General features: G+C 64.6%; 16 protein-coding genes and 2 tRNA genes. 7 read left to right on the top strand and 11 right to left on the bottom strand.

The window, feature by feature from the left end; all coding sequences use genetic code 11:
* The first annotated feature begins 45 nt into the window (after nucleotides 1-45).
* Nucleotides 46-1,056 carry an endonuclease/exonuclease/phosphatase family protein gene (locus tag AC5RUQ_RS19480; protein WP_493948927.1) on the top strand — a complete coding sequence of 337 codons (1,011 nt, stop codon included), beginning with the start codon at nucleotides 46-48 and terminating at the stop codon, nucleotides 1,054-1,056.
* On the opposite strand, the gene AC5RUQ_RS19485 is transcribed toward AC5RUQ_RS19480, so the two are convergent.
* The gene (locus AC5RUQ_RS19485; protein WP_493948928.1) at nucleotides 1,053-1,811 is read right to left on the bottom strand and encodes an SDR family oxidoreductase; all 759 of its coding nucleotides are present in this window, start codon (nucleotides 1,809-1,811) and stop codon (nucleotides 1,053-1,055) included. The two genes, AC5RUQ_RS19480 and AC5RUQ_RS19485, sit on opposite strands and share 4 nt — an antisense overlap.
* A gap of 116 nt (nucleotides 1,812-1,927) precedes the next feature.
* On the opposite strand from AC5RUQ_RS19485, the gene valS reads away from it, so the two are divergent.
* Nucleotides 1,928-4,549, top strand: a complete 2,622-nt coding sequence (gene valS / locus AC5RUQ_RS19490; protein WP_493948929.1) for a valine--tRNA ligase — start codon at nucleotides 1,928-1,930, stop codon at nucleotides 4,547-4,549.
* Nucleotides 4,550-4,892: 343 nt separating this feature from the next.
* Here valS and AC5RUQ_RS19495 read toward each other — a convergent pair whose 3' ends face one another.
* The 6 genes from AC5RUQ_RS19495 to AC5RUQ_RS19520 all read right to left on the bottom strand — a co-directional run bounded on the left by AC5RUQ_RS19495 (nucleotide 4,893) and on the right by AC5RUQ_RS19520 (nucleotide 10,159).
* Nucleotides 4,893-5,507, bottom strand: a complete 615-nt coding sequence (locus AC5RUQ_RS19495; protein ID WP_493948930.1) for a mycothiol-dependent nitroreductase Rv2466c family protein — start codon at nucleotides 5,505-5,507, stop codon at nucleotides 4,893-4,895.
* Between the two features lie 72 nt (nucleotides 5,508-5,579).
* A complete protein-coding gene (gene clpX / locus AC5RUQ_RS19500) occupies nucleotides 5,580-6,860 on the bottom strand; it encodes an ATP-dependent Clp protease ATP-binding subunit ClpX (protein WP_461171615.1) in 1,281 nt (426 codons plus the stop codon).
* Nucleotides 6,861-7,035: 175 nt separating this feature from the next.
* Nucleotides 7,036-7,695 carry an ATP-dependent Clp protease proteolytic subunit gene (locus AC5RUQ_RS19505; protein ID WP_013601337.1) on the bottom strand — a complete coding sequence of 220 codons (660 nt, stop codon included), beginning with the start codon at nucleotides 7,693-7,695 and terminating at the stop codon, nucleotides 7,036-7,038.
* Nucleotides 7,696-7,730: 35 nt separating this feature from the next.
* Nucleotides 7,731-8,357, bottom strand: a complete 627-nt coding sequence (locus AC5RUQ_RS19510) for an ATP-dependent Clp protease proteolytic subunit (RefSeq protein WP_163164168.1) — start codon at nucleotides 8,355-8,357, stop codon at nucleotides 7,731-7,733.
* 257 nt (nucleotides 8,358-8,614) lie between these two features.
* Nucleotides 8,615-10,003: a trigger factor gene (tig, locus tag AC5RUQ_RS19515; RefSeq protein ID WP_493948931.1), complete on the bottom strand. Its 1,389-nt coding sequence runs from the start codon at nucleotides 10,001-10,003 to the stop codon at nucleotides 8,615-8,617.
* Nucleotides 10,004-10,084: 81 nt separating this feature from the next.
* Nucleotides 10,085-10,159, bottom strand: a tRNA-Pro gene (locus AC5RUQ_RS19520).
* A 152-nt stretch (nucleotides 10,160-10,311) separates the two neighbouring features.
* On the opposite strand from AC5RUQ_RS19520, the gene AC5RUQ_RS19525 reads away from it, so the two are divergent.
* Nucleotides 10,312-10,385, top strand: a tRNA-Gly gene (locus tag AC5RUQ_RS19525).
* 79 nt (nucleotides 10,386-10,464) lie between these two features.
* On the opposite strand, the gene AC5RUQ_RS19530 is transcribed toward AC5RUQ_RS19525, so the two are convergent.
* The 3 genes from AC5RUQ_RS19530 to AC5RUQ_RS19540 form a co-directional block, all read right to left on the bottom strand.
* Entirely contained in the window at nucleotides 10,465-11,406 is a 942-nt protein-coding gene (locus tag AC5RUQ_RS19530; protein WP_493948932.1) for an Fpg/Nei family DNA glycosylase, read from the bottom strand.
* Nucleotides 11,406-11,900 carry a ribose-5-phosphate isomerase gene (locus tag AC5RUQ_RS19535; protein WP_493948933.1) on the bottom strand — a complete coding sequence of 165 codons (495 nt, stop codon included), beginning with the start codon at nucleotides 11,898-11,900 and terminating at the stop codon, nucleotides 11,406-11,408. Before AC5RUQ_RS19535 ends, AC5RUQ_RS19530 begins: the two co-directional genes overlap by 1 nt.
* Nucleotides 11,901-11,978: 78 nt before the next feature.
* Nucleotides 11,979-12,995: a hypothetical protein gene (locus tag AC5RUQ_RS19540; protein WP_493948934.1), complete on the bottom strand. Its 1,017-nt coding sequence runs from the start codon at nucleotides 12,993-12,995 to the stop codon at nucleotides 11,979-11,981.
* A 168-nt stretch (nucleotides 12,996-13,163) separates the two neighbouring features.
* Between AC5RUQ_RS19540 and pepN the strand changes: the two genes are divergently transcribed.
* The gene (pepN, locus tag AC5RUQ_RS19545) at nucleotides 13,164-15,743 is read left to right on the top strand and encodes an aminopeptidase N (RefSeq protein WP_493948935.1); all 2,580 of its coding nucleotides are present in this window, start codon (nucleotides 13,164-13,166) and stop codon (nucleotides 15,741-15,743) included.
* Entirely contained in the window at nucleotides 15,740-16,219 is a 480-nt protein-coding gene (locus tag AC5RUQ_RS19550) for an OsmC family protein (protein ID WP_493948936.1), read from the top strand. The genes pepN and AC5RUQ_RS19550 overlap by 4 nt, the downstream gene beginning before the upstream one ends.
* 32 nt (nucleotides 16,220-16,251) lie before the next feature.
* Here the strand turns inward: AC5RUQ_RS19550 and AC5RUQ_RS19555 are convergent, their stop codons facing one another.
* Nucleotides 16,252-17,244: a Rossmann-fold NAD(P)-binding domain-containing protein gene (locus AC5RUQ_RS19555; protein WP_493948937.1), complete on the bottom strand. Its 993-nt coding sequence runs from the start codon at nucleotides 17,242-17,244 to the stop codon at nucleotides 16,252-16,254.
* A gap of 118 nt (nucleotides 17,245-17,362) precedes the next feature.
* Here AC5RUQ_RS19555 and AC5RUQ_RS19560 point away from each other — a divergent pair, with 118 nt between their 5' ends.
* Together AC5RUQ_RS19560 and AC5RUQ_RS19565 are read left to right on the top strand one after the other, a co-directional pair.
* Nucleotides 17,363-18,046, top strand: coding sequence for a mechanosensitive ion channel family protein (locus tag AC5RUQ_RS19560; RefSeq protein ID WP_430225580.1), 684 nt, complete (start codon nucleotides 17,363-17,365; stop codon nucleotides 18,044-18,046).
* A gap of 2 nt (nucleotides 18,047-18,048) precedes the next feature.
* Entirely contained in the window at nucleotides 18,049-18,501 is a 453-nt protein-coding gene (locus AC5RUQ_RS19565) for a globin (protein WP_493948938.1), read from the top strand.
* Nucleotides 18,502-18,529: the final 28 nt, after the last annotated feature.

An 18,529-nucleotide genomic window follows, 5' to 3' on the forward strand; every position in this document is an offset into this window, starting at 1 on the left:
GACGGCGGGGCTGACGCAGGGAAGGCCGTTGCCTAGACTCACCTCATGACAGCTTCCGCCCGCCCCGCCCGGGGGACGCGCACAGCCGCTGTGTCCAGGTGGCTGTTCCTTCCCGCCGCCCTGCCGGTGGCGGTGATGTCGGTCTTCCGTGCTGTGCCGGCGGAGTGGCCTGTCCTCGTGGTGCAGCTGCTGGCCTTTACGCCGTGGCTTGCGGTGCCGGCAACAGCAGCACTGGTCCTGGCTTTCCTGGGACGGAGCCGCTGGCAGGGTGTGCTGGTACTGGTCCTGATCGGATGCCAGTCATTCTGGCTCTTCCCGCTGGACATCCGGCAACCTGCCGCCGAAGCTGCTGGAACCACGACTACGTTCGTTGCCATGACCATCAATGCGGAGGTGGGTGGTGCCCACGCAAACGACATCGTTGCCCTGGTCCGCGACCGGCACGTGGATCTGCTGGTGGTGGAGGAGTACACCCCGGAACTGGCAGCCAGGCTGTCCGCCGCCGGGCTGGACGGACTGCTTCCGCACCGGGTTTCCCATCCCAAAGACGGGGCCGGCGGGAGCGCTATCTATTCCTCCTTCGGATTGACGGAGACCGGCGTGCTGCCGGATACCCAGTTCACCATGCCGGTTGCCAGCCTTGACCTCGGCGACGGCCGGGATGGTGCAGCCCTGCGGGTGGTGGCCGTACATGCTGTAGCACCGGTGGGCGACGGAGTGGAGAAGTGGCGCAGTGACCTCCGGGAACTTGCGGGGATCAGTACCGGTTCCGGACCCCTGCTGCTGGCCGGCGATTTCAATGCGACCTATGACCACTGGGAGTTCCGCAGCCTGCTGGACGGCACCACCGGCCGGCGCAAGCTGGTGGATGTGGCGTCAGCGCTGGGAAGCCGCTTGGTCCCCACGTGGCCAACGCGGGGGTATCTGCTTCCCGGCGTCACGCTGGACCACCTGGTCACCAGCCCGGATCTTGCGGGGCGGGACTACTCGGTCCATCAGATCCGTGGGACCGACCATGCGGCAGTGGTGGCAACCCTTGATCTCAGGGTTTCCTAGCCCTTTCGGATCAGTTTGTGGTTTGCGGCCTGCGCCACAGGGCGGATCACGATCTGGTCCAGGTTGACGTGGTGCGGGGCAGTGACGGCGTACCGGACCACTTCCGCCACATCTTCTGCCGTGAGCGGCTTCTCCACGCCCTGGTACACCTTTTCGGCTGCCTGCCGGTTCCCGAGCCGGTTCAAGGCGAATTCCTCGGTGTACACCAGCCCGGGCGCTACTTCGATGACCCGCAGGTTGTTTTCCGCCTCCTCGAGCCGCAGCGCCCCGGTCATGGCATGCTGGGCGAACTTCGCCGCGTTGTAGCCGCCTCCACCCTCGTATGCTGCCAGGCCGGCCGTGGACGTCAGGTTCAGGACCGTGCCTTCGCCGTTGGCGCGCAGCATCGGCAGAAATGCCCGGGTGAGCTTCATGGTGCCCAGCACGTTGACCCGGTACATCCACTCCCAGTCCTCAGTGCTTGCGGCGCCAATGGCGTCCGCTCCCCGCGCGCCGCCGGCAACGTTGATCAGGGTGTCTATTCCCCCGGCTTCAGTCACCCGGGCAAGCAGCCGGGACACGTCGTCGTCCTCGGATATGTCGGCAGGAATTCCGACGGCGCCCGTCTGGGCTTCGAGGGCGGCGAGACGTTCTGCGCGGCGGGCCACGGCAAACACGGCCCACCCCTGCGCTGCCAGGGCGCGGACTGTTGCCTCCCCGATTCCGCTGCTCGCGCCGGTTACCAAAGCTGCCTTTTTCTGCAAGTCCCGAGTCATGGCACCACACTAGCGGCAGGCACCCGCAGCACGCCGCCCCATGACCCACAGGGACCCTGGCTGCACGGGAGCGGCAGCGGACCGGCGGAAGGGCCCGTCCATGAAACAATTGTCGGATGGCTGAACACACGCAGGGTACAGACACGCCCACCACCGCCCCCATCAACGTTCCGGACAAACCCGCCCTCGAGGGCCTCGAAGCTGCCCTCACGCAGCGCTGGCTGGCCGATGGGACCTACAAGTTCGATCGGGAGACCACCCGGGAACAGGTCTACTCGATCGACACTCCCCCTCCCACCGCGTCCGGATCGCTGCACGTGGGGCACATGTTCTCCTACACGCAGACCGACGTACTGGCGCGCTACCAGCGCATGACCGGCAAGAACGTCTTTTATCCGATGGGCTGGGACGACAACGGCCTGCCCACCGAACGCCGCGTACAGAACTATTACGGCGTCCGCTGCGATCCCTCCATCCCGTACAACCCCGGCTACCAGCCGCCGGCGCAGCCTGCGAAGAACCAGCGGGACTTCGATGTCGTCTCCCGCCGCAACTTCATCGAGCTGTGTGAAGAGCTTGCCGTCGAGGACGAGAAGGTCTTCGAAAACCTGTTCCAGACCCTTGGCCTGTCCGTGGACTGGGAACTCACATACCGCACCATCGACGACAACTCGCGGGCCGTATCGCAGCGCGCCTTCCTGGCCAACCTCGCCGCCGGCGACGCCTACATGGCCGAAGCGCCGACGCTGTGGGACGTGACGTTCCGTACGGCAGTGGCGCAGGCCGAACTGGAGGACCGCGAGGTGCCCGGGGCGTACTACCGCTACCCGTTCTTCACCGAAGACGGGGAGAGGATCTACATCGAAACCACCCGTCCCGAACTGCTCGCCGCCTGTGCCGCGCTGGTGGCCAATCCCGACGACGAACGGTACCAGCCGCTGTTCGGCAAGAAAGTCACGTCCCCCGTGTTCGGCGTTGAGGTAGAGGTCAAGGCGCACCCGCTGGCCAAAGCGGACAAGGGCTCGGGTATCGCGATGGTGTGTACCTTCGGCGACCTGACCGATGTCACCTGGTGGCGCGAACTGCAGCTTCCAACCCGCGCCATCGTGGGCCGGGACGGCCGGATCGTCAGCGAGGCTCCCGAGTGGATCACCACGGACATTGGCCGTGAAGCCTTCGCCGCGATTGCGGGCAAGACTGTCTTCAGCGCGAAGGAAGAGGTGGTGAAACTCCTCACCGCCGCCGACCTGCTGGAGGGCGAGCCGAAGAAGATCATGCACCCCGTGAACTTCTACGAAAAGGGCGACAAGCCCCTTGAAGTTGTCACGTCCCGCCAGTGGTACATCCGGAACGGCGGCCGCGACGAGGACCGGCGGGAGCGGCTTATCGCCCGCGGGCAGGAAATCGACTTCCACCCCGCCTTCATGCGTTCCCGGTACGAGAACTGGATTTCCGGGCTGAACGGTGACTGGCTGGTGTCCCGCCAGCGCTTCTTCGGCGTGCCCATCCCCGTCTGGTACCCCCTGGATTCCGACGGTAACCCGGACTACGACGCCCCCATCGTTCCGTCCGATGAGCAGCTGCCCGTAGACCCCGCCGCCGACGCCGCGCCCGGGTTCGACGAAGCCCAGCGCGATGTTCCCGGCGGCTTTACCGGCGACGCCGACATCCTGGACACCTGGGCCACGTCCTCGCTGACGCCCAAGATCGTGGGCGGCTGGAAGCGCGACGAGGACCTATTTGCCAAAGTGTTCCCCTTTGACGTCCGGCCCCAGGGCCACGACATCATCCGGACCTGGCTCTTCTCCTCCGTGGTGCGTGCCGACGCCCTGGAGAACAGTGCGCCGTGGAAGCACGCTGCCATCTCCGGCTGGATCCTGGACCCCGACCGCAAAAAGATGTCCAAGTCCAAGGGCAACGTGGTTGTACCTACCGACGTGCTGGAGGAATACGGCTCCGACGCCGTCCGCTACTGGGCGGCCTCAGCCAAACTCGGGGCAGACACCGCCTACGAGATTGCGCAGATGAAGATCGGCCGCCGTCTTGCGATCAAACTGTTGAACGCTTCGAAGTTTGTGCTGAACCTCGGCGCCACGGAGGCGTCGGTGCTGTCCGGTGACCTGTCGGTCCTGACCAACCAGCTGGACCGGGCCGTCCTTGCCCAGCTCGCGGAGGTCGTGGCCCAGTCCACCAAGGCGTTCGAGAACTACGATTATGCGCGCGCACTGCAGATCACCGAAAGCTTCTTCTGGCAGTTCACGGACGACTACGTCGAGCTCATCAAGGACCGGGCCTACGGCGCCGCGGGCGACGCGGAACAGGCTTCCGTCCTCGCAGCACTGGCCACCACCCTGGATACCCTGCTGCGCCTGTTCGCGCCGTTCCTGCCCTTTGCCACCGAAGAGGTCTGGGGCTGGTGGCGCACCGGTTCTGTCCATCGCGCCCAGTGGCCCGCACAACTGGACGTTCCGGGCGGTGACACCACGATGCTTGCCACCGTTGGTGTTGCCCTCAGCGGCGTCCGCAAGGCGAAGTCCGAAGCGAAGGTCAAGCAGCGGACCGAGGTCCTCTCGGCGACCATCACGGCGTCCGAGGCGCTCACCACGCAGCTGAAGGCGGGGCTCGCCGACCTCAAGGCCGCATCGAATGCCCGGGAGATCACGCTGCTGGTCGGAGACGGGGACCTGGCTGTCAGCGACGTCGCCCTGGCCACCACGGAGGAGCCCGCCCAGGCCTGACTGTATTGCCGCCCATTTTAGGGCAAAGGGGAAGCCCCATCAGCGTTTTGCCGTTGGTGGGGCTTCGACTTTTCGGCCATCCCGGTGACGTCTTTGATGGTCTGGCAGAATCCTCGGATCTTCAGGTCTTCCTACCTCGTCACTGGTAGCTTGCTTCTGACTTTGCCGATGGCTGCGTCGAAGACATATCACTGAATCTTTGGTTTCTGCGTCCCACTTCTTTCGAAGCGGGTAAAGACCATTCTTGTCCTGCCCATCTGCAAGCGCAAGAGCCCCGGTAGAACTACAAACGAGTAGTTCTACCGGGGCTCTCTCTGTGCTGCCGGAGGCGCGTGGAGCAGTCCTAGCTGAATTCGGGCCGCTCGGTGCGGCTGCGCTTCAGTTCGAAGAAGTGCGGGTACGAGGCGAGGGCGGTGGTGGCGTCCCACAGCTTGCCGGCCTCTTCGCCGCGCGGGATGCGGGTGAGGACCGGTCCGAAGAACGCGGTTCCGTTGAAGGCCACCACAGGCGTTCCGACGTCCTGGCCTACCAGCGAGATGCCTTCCTCGTGGCTGGCGCGCAACTGGCCATCGAAGGCGTCAGTGGTGGCGGCGGATGCCAGTTCGGCGGGAAGACCGCATTCGGCCAGCGCCTTGGTGATGACAACGAAGCGGTCCTTCTCGCCGCGCTCGTGGATCAGCGAACCCATGGCGTCATACAACGCCTTGACCGCTTCCTGGCCGTGCTCCTGCTGCGCGGCGATGATGACGCGCACCGGGCCCCAGGCGTTGTCCATGGATTCGCGGTACGCGGGTTCCAGGTCGCGGCCCTCGTTCAGGACGGCGAGGCTCATGACATGCCAGACGGTTTCGATATCGCGGACGCCCTCCACTTCGCCGATCCAGCGCGAGGTGATCCAGGCGAAGGGACACAGCGGGTCGAACCAGAAATCGGCCTTGTTCCGTGCAGTTTCAGTCATAGGGGTTACTCCTTCAGGGGCAGGCGGCCGCGCAGGGGGCAGCCGCATCTGACGGCGTGCTGCGCAAGGTAATCAGGCAGACTTCCGGCGTTTGGTGACGTGCGGGATCATGGTTGGCTCCGCGCCCTTCAGGACGACGTCCTCCGTGATGACCACGCTGGCTACGTCCTCCCGGCTGGGCAGGTCGAACATCACGGGAAGCAGCACTTCCTCCATGATGGCCCGCAGGCCGCGGGCACCGGTACCGCGCTCCAGCGCCTGCTCCGCGATGGCATCCAGGGCAGTGTCATCAAACACCAGTTCCACGCCGTCGATCTGGAACATCTTCTGGTACTGCTTCACCAGGGCGTTCTTGGGCGTGGAGAGGATCTGGATCAAGGCGTCACGGTCCAGGTTGGACACGGTAGTGATCACGGGGAGCCGGCCGATGAATTCGGGAATGAGGCCGAACTTCAGCAGGTCCTCCGGCATCACTTCACCATAGGAGTCGATCTTCTTGCTGGCGTCATTGAGCGGTGCGCCGAAGCCGATCCCCTTGCGTCCGGACCTGGAGCCGATGATCTCCTCGAGGCCGGCAAAGGCACCGGCAACGATGAACAGGACGTTGGTGGTGTCGATCTGGATGAATTCCTGGTGCGGGTGTTTCCGTCCGCCCTGCGGAGGCACCGATGCAACGGTGCCTTCCAGGATCTTCAGCAGCGCTTGCTGGACGCCTTCACCTGAAACATCGCGGGTGATGGAGGGGTTCTCGCTCTTGCGGGAAATCTTGTCGATCTCATCGATGTAGATGATGCCCTGTTCAGCCTTTTTGACGTCGTAGTCCGCGGCCTGGATGAGCTTGAGGAGGATGTTCTCCACGTCCTCGCCCACGTAACCGGCTTCGGTCAGGGCCGTGGCATCAGCTACGGCGAAAGGCACGTTCAGGCGGCGGGCCAGGGTCTGAGCCAGGTAGGTCTTGCCGCAGCCGGTGGGGCCGATCAGGAGGATATTGGACTTGGCGATCTCGACGTCGTCGTGGTGGCCGCCTTCGGCCAGGCTTCCCGACTTCGGCGCGTGGCCGGCCTGGATCCGCTTGTAGTGGTTGTAGACGGCGACAGCGAGAGAGCGTTTCGCAGGCTCCTGGCCGATGACGTATTCCTGCAGGAAGTCGAAGATTTCGCGCGGCTTGGGAAGCTCGAAGCTGCCAAGGTCGGCAACCTCCGCCAGTTCCTCTTCGATGATTTCGTTGCAAAGCTCAATGCATTCATCACAGATGTAGACACCGGGCCCGGCAATGAGCTTGCGCACCTGCTTCTGGCTCTTTCCACAGAAAGAGCACTTCAGCAGATCCGTGCTCTCGCCAATCCGAGCCATATGTGAACCCCTTAGTATCTTGCTGCCAGGCAGCCTTGCACCGTTGCTGGAATCTCCACCAGCCTGCGTGGACCGGTTGTGACAACATCCACTCTAGGTCACATTCGCTCCCGAGGGTGGAAGGAAAAGGCCGGTGGAGCCAAATGATTGGCGCCACCGGCGCTTTACTTTACCGCTACCTGGTGATGGCCTGCGGTTTGATCTTGCGCGAATCCAGGACCTGGTCGATCAGGCCATAGACCTGCGCTTCTTCCGCGGTCAGGATCTTGTCGCGCTCAATATCGTTGTTGACCTGCTCCGACGTCCGGCCCGAGTGGTGCGCCAGCGTGTCCTCAAGCCAGGAACGCATGCGCATGACCTCGGCGGCCTGGATCTCAAGGTCGGAGGCCTGGCCGCCCTGGCCGCCGGACAGTGCCGGTTGGTGGATCAGGACGCGCGCGTTCGGCAGTGCCAGGCGCTTGCCCGGCGTGCCGGCCGCCAGCAGGACAGCAGCGGCGCTGGCCGCCTGGCCCAGGCACACGGTCTGGATCTCAGGGCGGATGTACTGCATGGTGTCGTAAATGGCCGTCATGGCGGTGAAGGATCCGCCCGGCGAATTGATGTAGAGCGTGATGTCGCGGTCCGGGTCCGTGGATTCCAGGACCAGCAGCTGCGCCATGATGTCGTCTGCGGAGGCGTCGTCCACCTGTACGCCGAGGAAGATGATGCGGTCCTCGAAGAGCTTGGTGTACGGGTCCTGGCGCTTGAAGCCGTAAGGCGTGCGCTCCTCGAACTGGGGCAGGACGTAGCGGCTGGACGGAAGATTACCGGCGGACCACCCGAAGTTGTAGTTCATTTCTTTGCTCCTGATCTGAGTGTTCTTGTGCCGGTTTACTTCTCGGAGGCTGATTCGCCTGAGGTACCGTTCGACGACGTGCCGCCACCGCCGGCAACAGAGCCTGCGTGGGCGGCGATTTTGTCGAAGAAACCGTATTCGAGCGCTTCCGTAGCGGTGAACCACTTGTCGCGGTCGTTGTCCTTGAGGATGGTGTCGACGGTCTGGCCGGTCTGCTCTGCCGTCAGTTCTGCCATGACCTTCTTCATGTGAAGGATGAGTTCGGCCTGGATCTTGATGTCCGAGGCCGTGCCGCCGATGCCGCCGGAGGGCTGGTGCATCAGCACGCGTGCGTTCGGCGTCGCGTACCGCTTACCCTTCGTGCCGGAGGAAAGCAGGAACTGCCCCATGGAAGCGGCAAGGCCGGTGGCGACGGTGACGACGTCGTTCGGGATGAACTGCATGGTGTCGTAGATGGCCATGCCTGCCGTGACGGATCCGCCCGGGGAGTTGATGTAAAGGTAGATGTCCTTGTCCGGGTTCTCCGCGGACAGGAGGAGCAACTGCGAGCAGATGGCGTTGGCGTTCTCGTCACGCACCTCTGAGCCCAGCCAGATGATCCGTTCCTTCAGGAGGCGGTTGTAGATGTAGTTGTCCTGGGCTGCAGGATCGACAGTAGCCATCCGGGGGGCCTCTGCGTGCTGTGACATGTGTACTTACCTCTCGCTGGTGACGGTGACATCACTGAAAATCACTACTTGGACACTAACCGGTTTCACCGACGTTTTGTTCGCGCACCATGGGCTGTTCGCTGACGGCGCACGATCGGCAGGCCCCTTGCGGGGACATGGCCTGAACCAATGCAAAAGGCCCCCGGATCGCCTGATCCGGGGGCCGTTCACAGTGCTTTACAGCTAAGTACTGCGCTTACAGCGAGGTCCTAGGCCTTGGCCTCTGCCTTGTCTTCCTCAGCAGCAGCCTCAGGTGCTTCGGTTACTGCATCTTCTTCGGTCTCCACGGCGGGAGCTTCCTCTTCGCCGCCGGGACGGACGAAGTCGCTGAGGTCAACGGCGTTGCCCTCGGTGTCCGTCACCGTGGCCTGGCCGAGGACAACTGCCAGTGCCTTGCGGCGGCGGACCTCGGAAACCATCATGGGGACCTGGCCGCTCTGATCAATGATTTGGGCGAACTGGTTGGGGTCCATGCCGTACTGGCTCGCAGTGGTGACGATGTAGTCGATCAGCTCGTTCTGGCTGACGTTGACTTCTTCCTTTTCCGCGATGGCGTCCAGGATGATCTCGTTCTGGAAAGCGCGGGCGGTGTTGGCCCGGACCTCTTCACGGTGCTCCTCGGTGTCATGCTCGCCTTCGCCGTGGCCGTTGCCCTCCTTGAAGTGGGCTTCGAGCTGCTCTTCCACCACTGAATCCGGAACGGGAACCTCTACCAGCTCAACGAGCTTGTCCAGGACCTTGTCGCGGGCTTCGACGCCCTGCTCTACGACCTTGGAGTCTGCCGCCTGCTTAGCCAGGTCTTCGCGGAGCTCGGCAAGGGTGTCGAATTCGGAAGCCAGCTGGGCGAAGTCGTCGTTCGCTTCAGGAAGCTCGCGTTCCTTGACGGCCTTCACAACCACCTTGACCTGTGCTTCTTCACCGGCGTGGTCGCCGCCCACCAGGGTGGTGTTGAAGATGGCGTCCTCGTCGATGCTGAGGCCGGTCACGGCTTCATCGAGGCCTTCGAGCATGGTGCCCGAGCCAACCTGGTAGGACAGGCCGGCAGCGGAGTCCACCTCTTCGCCCTCAATGGTGGCGGTGATGTCGATGGTGAGGAAGTCGCCGTCGGCAGCCGGACGCTCCACGGACTTCAGCGTGCCAAAGCGGCCGCGCAGTTCATCGAGGGCTTTGTCAACGTCTTCGTCCGAGGACTGGGCAGCAGCAACCTCAACCTGGATGCCGGCGTAGTCAGGCAGCTCGATTTCGGGGCGGACGTCCACCTCGGCGGCGAACTTCAGGCCGCCATCCGTGGCGGAGGGATCAGGAACCTCTGTGATCTCCACCTCGGGACGGCTCAGGGGACGGATGCCGGATTCCTGCACAGCAGCCTGGTACCAGCCGTTGAGGCCTTCGTTGATGGCCGTCTCCAGGACGTAGCCGCGGCCGACGCGCTGGTCGATCAGCTTTGCGGGGACCTTGCCCTTACGGAAGCCAGGGACCTGGATCTGCGAAGCAACGGTCTTGTAGGCCGAGTCGATGCTGGGCTTCAATTCCTCAAAGGGGACCTCAACATTGAGCTTGACCCGCGTGGGGGTGAGGTTCTCGACAGCGCTCTTCACGGTCTAAGTACTCCTGGGTTTGTGGGATGGGTTTCTGCAAACGCAATGTTTTGTCCAGGCCGACAGGTCCGGGCCGCAGAGTCGGGGTGACAGGATTTGAACCTGCGACTTCCTGCTCCCAAAGCAGGCGCTCTAGCCAAGCTGAGCTACACCCCGTAAGTGCACAGGCAAGTCTACGGTCATACGCGCCAAGTTTGCACATTTGACACGTACCCCATGAATTAGGTTTAGTTATATCCGGCTTCAACAGCCAGCCCGAAGTTGTCAGATCGCCAGCGCCTCACGGCCTAACAGTCGGACCTTCTTTCGGGGACGTAGCTTAATGGTAAAGCCTCAGTCTTCCAAACTGATTACGCGGGTTCGATTCCCGTCGTCCCCTCCACAGATCAAAAGGCCCCTCAGCGAGGGGCCTTTTTTGTTTGTGGTGGGCACTCGTTCGGAACGTCGTGTCTTTGGTGTTGCTAGGACTGCTGGCAGTACGGGCACCAGTAGAGCTTGCGCGCCACCAGTTCGGCCATCAGCACCGTGGTACCGCACACCCGGCACGGCAGCCCGTTGCGTTTATAGACGAAGTGGGCATTCTCCCTGGCCGGGAAGCTCTCGCTCTTGAGCGCAGTTGCGTCAGCCGCAGCCTTGGCCGTCTTGCCGTTTCCGGACCAGTACCTGGGCGTGGTGGTGATGATCCTGCCGTCCGAGACGCCGTCGCCCATCACGGAGACGACGTCGCGCCACAGCTTGCGTGCCTCGGTGTCCGGAACGTCGCTGCCCGGCAGCCACGGGTCCAGCCGCCGCCGGAAAAGGACTTCCGCACGGTACACGTTTCCCACTCCGGCAATGATCTTCTGGTCCATCAGCAGCGCAGCCAGCGGGGTTTTGCGGCTGTGGAGATTCGCGGCGAACCGGCCGGCGTCCCCGCGGCGGTTGACCAGTGGATCCGGGCCCAGCCGGGCCAGCACGGCGTCGGCCTCGGCAATGGTGATGGTTTCGCAGGTCGTCGCCCCGCGCAGGTCCGCCCAGCCGTTGCTGCCCACGATCCGGACACGCACAGCCCCCACTGGCTCCGGCGGGCCGGTGTACACACCGGAGTCATCGCCGTCGCCACCGAAGGTTTCCTGCTCCCCCACGCGGCGGGGAGCGCCGATGCTGGAGGACCCAGCGAAAGTGCTGTCTCCGCCGAAGGTCCACGCCCCGTAGAGGCCCAGGTGGACGTGCAGCACCAGCGAGTGATCGAAGTGCAGGAACAGGTGTTTTCCATGGGCCTCGGCAGCAAGAAGGGTGTGCCCGTCCAGCAGCGCGGCTCCCCCGGTGAACCGGCCCTGCGGGCTGGACACAGCGAGCCGCTGGCCGCCGAAAACGTCCCCGAACTGCCGCGCCAGGCGCCGGAGTGTATGCCCTTCCGGCACTACTCGATGACCTCGCCGGTAGATTCATAGGCAGCGATTTTGCCGATCCTGCGGACGTGGCGCTCATCATTGCTGAAGGGCTCTGCCAGGAACGCTTCGATCAGCTCCGTTGCTTCCTCTACGGTGTGCTGGCGGCCGCCCACAGCCACCACGTTGGCGTCGTTGTGCTCGCGGGCGAGGGTGGCGGTGGAGTGGTTCCACGCCAGTGCTGCCCTGACACCCTTCACTTTGTTGGCTGCAATCTGTTCCCCGTTTCCTGATCCGCCCAACACGATGCCCAACGCGTGGACACCGGCCTGCTGGTCAGCGACCACGGCCAGGGCTGCATTGATACAGAACGAAGGGTAGTCGTCCTGGGCGTCGTAGACCTTCGGACCGTGGTCCACCACCTCATAGCCTTTGGCCGTCAGGTGGGTTACCAGGTGGGCGCTAAGTTCCATGCCGGCGTGGTCGGTGGCAATGTGTACCCGCGGGAAGGCAGGGGAAGAAGTCACGAGCAGAATCCGTTCGGTGTGGGCGCTGGCGGCCTGCATGAAGGGTGCAGGCCGGGGTGAACAACACGGACAAGAATACTAGGACTCCGGCTGACCGGCCGCGGACGGGCCGCTGCCGCCACGGGCCCGTGCCGCCACGCGCGTGAGGACCTCGGCCAGCCGCGCCGCCGAGGCCTGGCTCCCGCCGCTCACCGCAAGGCTTTGCCCATCGGTCTTTTTCACCACGACGGCGGGGCCGCTGCTGACCAGCATGGCGGCGGTTCCGCTGTGGTGCCGGTAGCCCCAGCCGCCATAGTCGGCGGCGCGGACATCTGCCGCGTCCGCCGCCGAAATGGCGCCTGCGGGGACATCCATAACAGGCACGACGCCGGCCAGCAGGACTTTCAGCCCGCGCCGGTCCGCCTTGATCCGGGCACAGAGGAAAGCCGCGCCGACGACGGCCAGGACCACCAGCAAGACTCCGAGCCAAGGCACGGCGATGGCAATCAACGCGGCAGGAAACAGCGAGGCTATGCCGATCATGACAAAGACAGAGCTGCGGGCATGGACCCAGAGCCGGATAGTGTCCCGCGACAGGTCAGGGTCCAGCTCCCTGGCGATGGCAAGCTGGAGGGCCTTGTCGTCGTCGGCGGACCATTGCTGGTCCGCCTTGTAGACGAGGGCGATAATGACGCCGAGGGACACGGCAGCCCCGCTTCCCAGTGCGAGGACAGTGAGGTCCACGCGGGACTCGCGGGCGTCTGCCAGGCCGGTCTGGCCAACGAGTCCGGCAGCCAGGGCGGTGGCAACGAAGAGGCACAGGAACAATCCGGCGCCCATCATGATCCGGCGCATGGGAACCGGCCTGCTGACCGGCAGCGCCTGGAAGAGGACCAGCCAGCCAGCGGCCACAATCATCAGGGCGCCCACCGTGACATAGGCGGCGAAGGGCGCGAAGGCGGCGCCGCCGTCGTCATTCCACCGAATGGCAAGCGGCTCAGGAAGGTCCGGCCGAAGCATAAAAGCACAGGCCACGAAAGCGGCTCCAACCACCACCGGGAACCCCGCCACGAAGCGCAGGGCCTTGGTGTCCACCGACTCCATGAACTTCCCCATGTTTTAACGCTACTCCCGCCGCCGGCCAATGGCTTCCCACCACCCTCCATACCCACTGTGAGCGGCGCTACTTGTTCGGCGGTGAAGGAATGCAAGAATGATCAGTGCCGCCGCTGGGCATCGCCAGCCGGCTGACGCACTTATTCTGGAGGCCCCACTTTGCCAGGTATGAATCTGACGCGCGCTGAAGCCAGCGCGCGTGCCGAACTGATTTACGTCGAGTCCTACGATGTCAGCCTGGACCTGACCCGCGGCGGGAAGGTTTTTGGCAGCACCACCACGGTGAAGTTCAGCGCCAGGCCGGGATCCTCGACTTTCATTGACGCCGTCACCGCCGCCGTCCACAGTGTGATGCTCAACGGCCGCAGCCTCGATCCGGTCGCCGTTTCGGACGGAGTCAGGATCCAGCTGCCGGACCTCGCGGAGAACAACGAGCTCACCATCGTGGCGGATGCTCCGTACATGAATACCGGCGAAGGCCTGCACCGGTTCGTGGACCCGGTGGACAACGAGGTCTACCTCTACACGCAGTTCGAGGTTCCCGATTCGCGCAGGATGTTTGCGGTGTTCGAGCAGCCGGACCTGAAGGCAGCCTTCACCTTCACGGTCACCGCACCTTCGCACTGGGATGTCATCTCCAACTCCCCCACCCCTGTGCCAGTGGAAACCACCCCGGGGGACGACGGCGGTGCCCGCTCCGTTTGGTCCTTCTCCCCCACCCCGCGGCTGTCCTCCTATGTCACGGCCCTGATCGCCGGGCCGTACCAGTCGGTGCGCAGCGAGGTGGCGAGCTCTGACGGCAGGGTCATCCCGCTGGGCGTCTTCGCCCGGAAGTCGCTGATGCAGTACCTCGATGCGGAGAACATTTTCGAGCTGACCCGGCAGGGCTTTGAATTCTTCGAGGCGCAGTTCGGCTGCCCCTACCCCTTCGAGAAGTACGACCAGCTCTTCGTTCCGGAGTTCAATGCCGGCGCCATGGAGAACGCCGGGGCCGTGACCATCCTTGAGGGCTACGTCTTCCGCAGCAAGGTAACCGGCGCCCAGATCGAACGCCGGGCCATCACCGTCCTGCACGAGCTCGCACACATGTGGTTCGGCGACCTGGTGACCATGCGCTGGTGGAACGATTTGTGGCTCAACGAGTCCTTCGCCGAGTACATGTCGCACCTCGCGGCCGTGGAGGCCACCTCCTTCACGAGCGCCTGGACCACCTTCGCCTCGGTGGAAAAGTCATGGGCGTACCGCCAGGACCAGCTGCCCACTACCCATCCGATCTTCGCCGAGATCAACGACCTCCAGGACGTTGAGGTGAACTTTGACGGCATCACGTACGCGAAAGGCGCCTCTGTCCTGCGCCAGCTGGTGGCGTGGGTGGGACCGGAGCAGTTTATGGCCGGCGTCCGGGAGTATTTCGCCAAGCACTCCTGGCAGAACACGGAACTGAGCGACCTCCTGGTGGAGCTGGAGAAAGCCAGCGGCCGCGACCTGGACGAATGGGGGCGGCAATGGCTGGAGACGGCCGGCGTGAACACCCTCAAGCCTGAACTGGCAGTGGACAGCGACGGCCGGCTGACTTCCTTTGCGATTTTGCAGTCCGCCGTCGAGGAGTGGCCCACCATCCGTCCGCACCGGCTCGCGGTGGGCTTCTACAACCTGGACGACGCCGGGAAGCTCGAGCGGGTGCACCGCGAGGAACTTGACGTGGACGGCGAGCGCACCGAAGTTCCGGAACTGGTTGGCATGGCGCAGCCGGACCTGATCCTGGTGAATGACGACGACCTCGCCTACGCCAAGGTCCGGCTGGATGAGAAGTCTCTTGCCACCGCCACCGCCCACCTGAAGGACTTCAGCCAAAGCCTGCCGCGGACACTGGTGTGGAACTCCGCCTGGGATGCTGCCCGGGACGGCGAAACGCCCGCGCGGCGCTACGCGGAACTGATCCTTGCCAATGTGGCCGCGGAGAGCGATTCGTCGGTGATCCTGGTCCAGCTCCGCCAACTGGCCACCACCCTGAACTTCTACGTCGCCGAGGAGCACCGCGAGGCCACGGCCGTGGCTGCAACGGACCGGCTATGGGAGCTGGCGTCTGAGGTGCCCGGCGGCTCGGACGCCCAGCTGCAGTTCGTGAAATCCTTCGCCCTGCTGGCGCGCAGTGGAAGCCAGCTGGACACAGTGGCGGGCCTCCTTGACGGCTCGCTGGTTCTGGACGGGCTGACTGTTGACCAGGACCTCCGCTGGGAGCTGGTGACTGCACTGGTGGTGGGCGGCCGGCTGGCGCAGGACGGCATCGATGCCGAACTGCAGCGGGACAACACCTCCAGCGGCCAGAACGCGGCAGCCCAGGCAAAGGCGGCCATCCCCACGCCCGAGGCGAAGGCCGCAGCCTGGCACTCGATTGTGGTCAAAGGCGAACTCTCCAACGCCCTTCAAGGGTCGGCGGTGACCGGCTTCATGCGGGTCCTGGACCGGTCCCTGTTGGAGCCGTACGCGGAGAAGTATTTCGCGGCGGTGCCGGGGATCGTGGAAACCCGGACCCACGCACTGGCGCAGCAGATCGTCGTCGGGCTCTACCCGGCGTTGCTGACCACCCAGGCCACCGTTGACCGCACCGACGGCTTCCTCGCCGCGCTCCCGCCGCAGAGCGCCGCCCTCCGGCGGATGATGCTGGAAAACCGCGACGGCGTTGCCCGGGCATTGCGCGCACGCGCCGCTGACGTCCTTCCTGGTGAGGCAGGGCCGGCATTGTGACGCTCAGCGAGCACCACTACGCACTGACCGTCCAGTGGACAGGCAACCTGGGCGGGGGAACGTCGTCTTACCGGGGCTACTCCCGGGACCACGACATACTGATTCCGGGACTGCCTGCGCTCAAGGGCTCAGCCGACCCCACGTTCCACGGCAACAGGGAACGTTATAACCCGGAGCAGCTGCTCCTGGCTGCCCTTGCCCAGTGCCACATGCTGTCCTTCCTGCATGTGGCGGTGAAGCATGGCGTTGTGGTGACGGACTACCGCGACGAGGCAACCGGGCTGATGAAGCTGAACCGCGACGGCAGCGGCCAGTTCGAGAGTGTGACGCTGCGCCCGCAGGTGACGGTGGCGGACGGGCGCCACCTGGAGCTGGCCGGGCAGCTGCACCATGAGGCCAACCAGTTGTGCTTTATCGCCCGCAGTGTGAACTTCCCGGTGGAGCATGCCCCCGTCACGGTGGCCGGCCAGCGCTAACCAGGGCTCTTCCTGGCTCCCGGGCCTGCAGTTCACACCCGGTTCCGCAGGATGCCGACCAGCCGCGCTTCCGTTTCCGGCGTCAGGCCGGCTTTCCGGGGCCGGTCCAGGCCGCGCCGGCGTTCGTCAGCCAGCGTGTCTACCAGAGTCTCCTGCCACGGCCGGATCCGCAGGCCGGCGTCCACCGCGGCCTTGTTGCTCCTGGCCATAAAGCCCTCGTGCCCGGGCGGGAGCCACAGCGGCAGCGAATCCGGCCCCGCCCAGTAGCTGACGCCTTGAGCCGCCAGCCAGTCCTCAGGCGCGGGGACCACTTCTCCATCATGGCCCGCCGCCACCCGGGACGCGCTGATGTAGTCCCCGAAGGGGACCTGGTCCCCCAGGGCGTTCAGTGCCCCGGTGTTTCCCTGCTCAGCGGCAAGCAGGATCCAGGCGGCAAGGTCCCGTACGTCAATGACCTGTGTTGCGTGGCCAGCGATGGCCGGAACGATGGCAGGGCTGCTGTCCCTGGCAAACCGGGCGGGCCAGTAGCCGTAGCGGTCCGAGCCGTCGCTTGGTCCCCCGATCAGGCCTGCACGGCACAGGTGTGCCTTCCCGCCTGCCGCCGCGAGGGTTGCCTCCTCGATGGCGGCTTTGGATTCTCCGTAATTTTCCGGCGTCGAAGAAGTCCCCGGGGTCAGGGCCGGGAGGAGGGCGGCGTCCTCGGCTGCGCCGGGCACCGCAGCATCGGCGTAGACGGAGCAGCTGGAGACGAATGTCCAGTGGGCTGCCCGGGCTGCGAGGACGTCCAGCGCTGCTGACGCGGGCACCGGATCGCGGGCCACGTCGATGACCTCGTCCCACTCCCCTTCAACGCCGTCGAAGGCTTTTGCGCCCAGCGAGCGGTCGGCTTTCAGCCACGCCGCTCCCTCTGGCGGATCAGCAGCCGAGCCGCGGGCCAGGCACGTTACCGCATGCCCCCTGGCGACTGCCTGGCGGACGATTTCTGCGGACAGGAAGGCGGTTCCGCCCAGGACAAGAATGCGCATGCGGCTACGCTACGGCGCTAGGGTTGAAGGAGAACAGAGCCTTCCGCGCCGGGCGTAACCGGCGCTCCGGGCCCCGCATCCCGGCGCCGCCGGGGAACCCCAGGAGTATTTCCCCCCTATGGTCAGTATGTTGTCAATCATTCCTTCCGCTACCACCGAGCCGGACGGCATCAGCATCACGGGCATCGTGATCAGCCTCGGCGTGGGTGTTGCCATTTGGCTGGTTGCCACTTTTGTGATCTCCCGCATCACCACCCGGGTGGCGGCGGGCAGCAATTTCTTCAAGAGGCCGACGTTCAAGTGGGCGGCGCCCGCACTGCGGGCACTGGACCATGAACGGCGGGTGCAGCGCGCTGAGACCATCGGTTCCCTGCTGAACAGCATCGTCGGTGTGCTGGTGGTGGTTATCACCAGCATGTACGTCCTGCAGAACCTGGACATCAACATCGCACCCCTCCTCACCAGCGTGGGCATCCTGGGTGTGGCCATCGGTTTTGGTGCCCAGCAGCTGATCCGCGACTTCCTGGCCGGGATTTTTATTACCATTGAAGACCAGTACGGAATCGGCGATGTGATCGAAACCAGCGAGGTTGTTGGTGTGGTGGAGTCCATGGGCCTGCGCATCACACGCGTACGGTCCGACGACGGCGCCATCTGGTACCTCCGCAATGGCGAGATCCTCCGCGTCGGCAACCGTTCGCAGGGCAATTACGTGCCGCTGCACGAGTCGCCGGACGGGACCACGGACCAGGGCACAGATCACGCCGAACCCAAAAAGACGGACCAGAAGGCCGGAGACTAGCAATGACCATCCCCATCGAACCGCAGCTGCCCCGCCAGCTGATGCAGAACGATCCGTTCAGCCAGCCCGGCTACACCGACAACTTTTATGACGCTGTGGGCGGCCACGAAACCTTCGTCAAGCTGATTGACGTCTTTTACGACGGCGTGGCGACGGATCCGGTGTTGCGGCAGATGTACCCCGAAGAGGACCTGGCACCCGCAAAGCGCCGGTTCCTGATGTTCCTGGAGCAGTACTGGGGCGGGCCCACCACGTACGGGGAAGAGCGCGGCCATCCCCGGCTGCGCATGCGCCACATGCCTTTCAAGGTGACGCCGGAGGCCAAGGACCGCTGGCTCTTCCACATGCGCACAGCTGTGGACGCACTGGAACTCCCGCCCCTGTACGAGGGGACCCTCTGGGACTATATGGAGCGCGCAGCCTTGTCCATGGTGAACAGCCCGGCCGGGCAGTGACCGAATCGCCTGCGGCATCAGCAGTGGT

It is taken from the genome of Arthrobacter sp. MDT2-3 (assembly GCF_059090465.1).

Excerpts from the sequence above, each read along its gene's own strand:
- AC5RUQ_RS19485 (WP_493948928.1), bottom strand. The coding sequence starts at position 1,811 with ATGACTCGGGACTTGCAGAAAAAGGCAGCTTTGGTAACCGGCGCGAGC.
- AC5RUQ_RS19560 (WP_430225580.1), top strand. The coding sequence starts at position 17,363 with ATGGTCAGTATGTTGTCAATCATTCCTTCCGCTACCACCGAGCCGGAC.
- AC5RUQ_RS19510 (WP_163164168.1), bottom strand. The coding sequence starts at position 8,357 with ATGGCTACTGTCGATCCTGCAGCCCAGGACAACTACATCTACAACCGC.
- AC5RUQ_RS19540 (WP_493948934.1), bottom strand. The coding sequence starts at position 12,995 with ATGGGGAAGTTCATGGAGTCGGTGGACACCAAGGCCCTGCGCTTCGTG.
- pepN (WP_493948935.1), top strand. The coding sequence starts at position 13,164 with ATGAATCTGACGCGCGCTGAAGCCAGCGCGCGTGCCGAACTGATTTAC.
- AC5RUQ_RS19480 (WP_493948927.1), top strand. The coding sequence starts at position 46 with ATGACAGCTTCCGCCCGCCCCGCCCGGGGGACGCGCACAGCCGCTGTG.
- clpX (WP_461171615.1), bottom strand. The coding sequence starts at position 6,860 with ATGGCTCGGATTGGCGAGAGCACGGATCTGCTGAAGTGCTCTTTCTGT.
- AC5RUQ_RS19495 (WP_493948930.1), bottom strand. The coding sequence starts at position 5,507 with ATGACTGAAACTGCACGGAACAAGGCCGATTTCTGGTTCGACCCGCTG.
- AC5RUQ_RS19505 (WP_013601337.1), bottom strand. The coding sequence starts at position 7,695 with ATGAACTACAACTTCGGGTGGTCCGCCGGTAATCTTCCGTCCAGCCGC.
- valS (WP_493948929.1), top strand. The coding sequence starts at position 1,928 with ATGGCTGAACACACGCAGGGTACAGACACGCCCACCACCGCCCCCATC.
- AC5RUQ_RS19565 (WP_493948938.1), top strand. The coding sequence starts at position 18,049 with ATGACCATCCCCATCGAACCGCAGCTGCCCCGCCAGCTGATGCAGAAC.
- AC5RUQ_RS19555 (WP_493948937.1), bottom strand. The coding sequence starts at position 17,244 with ATGCGCATTCTTGTCCTGGGCGGAACCGCCTTCCTGTCCGCAGAAATC.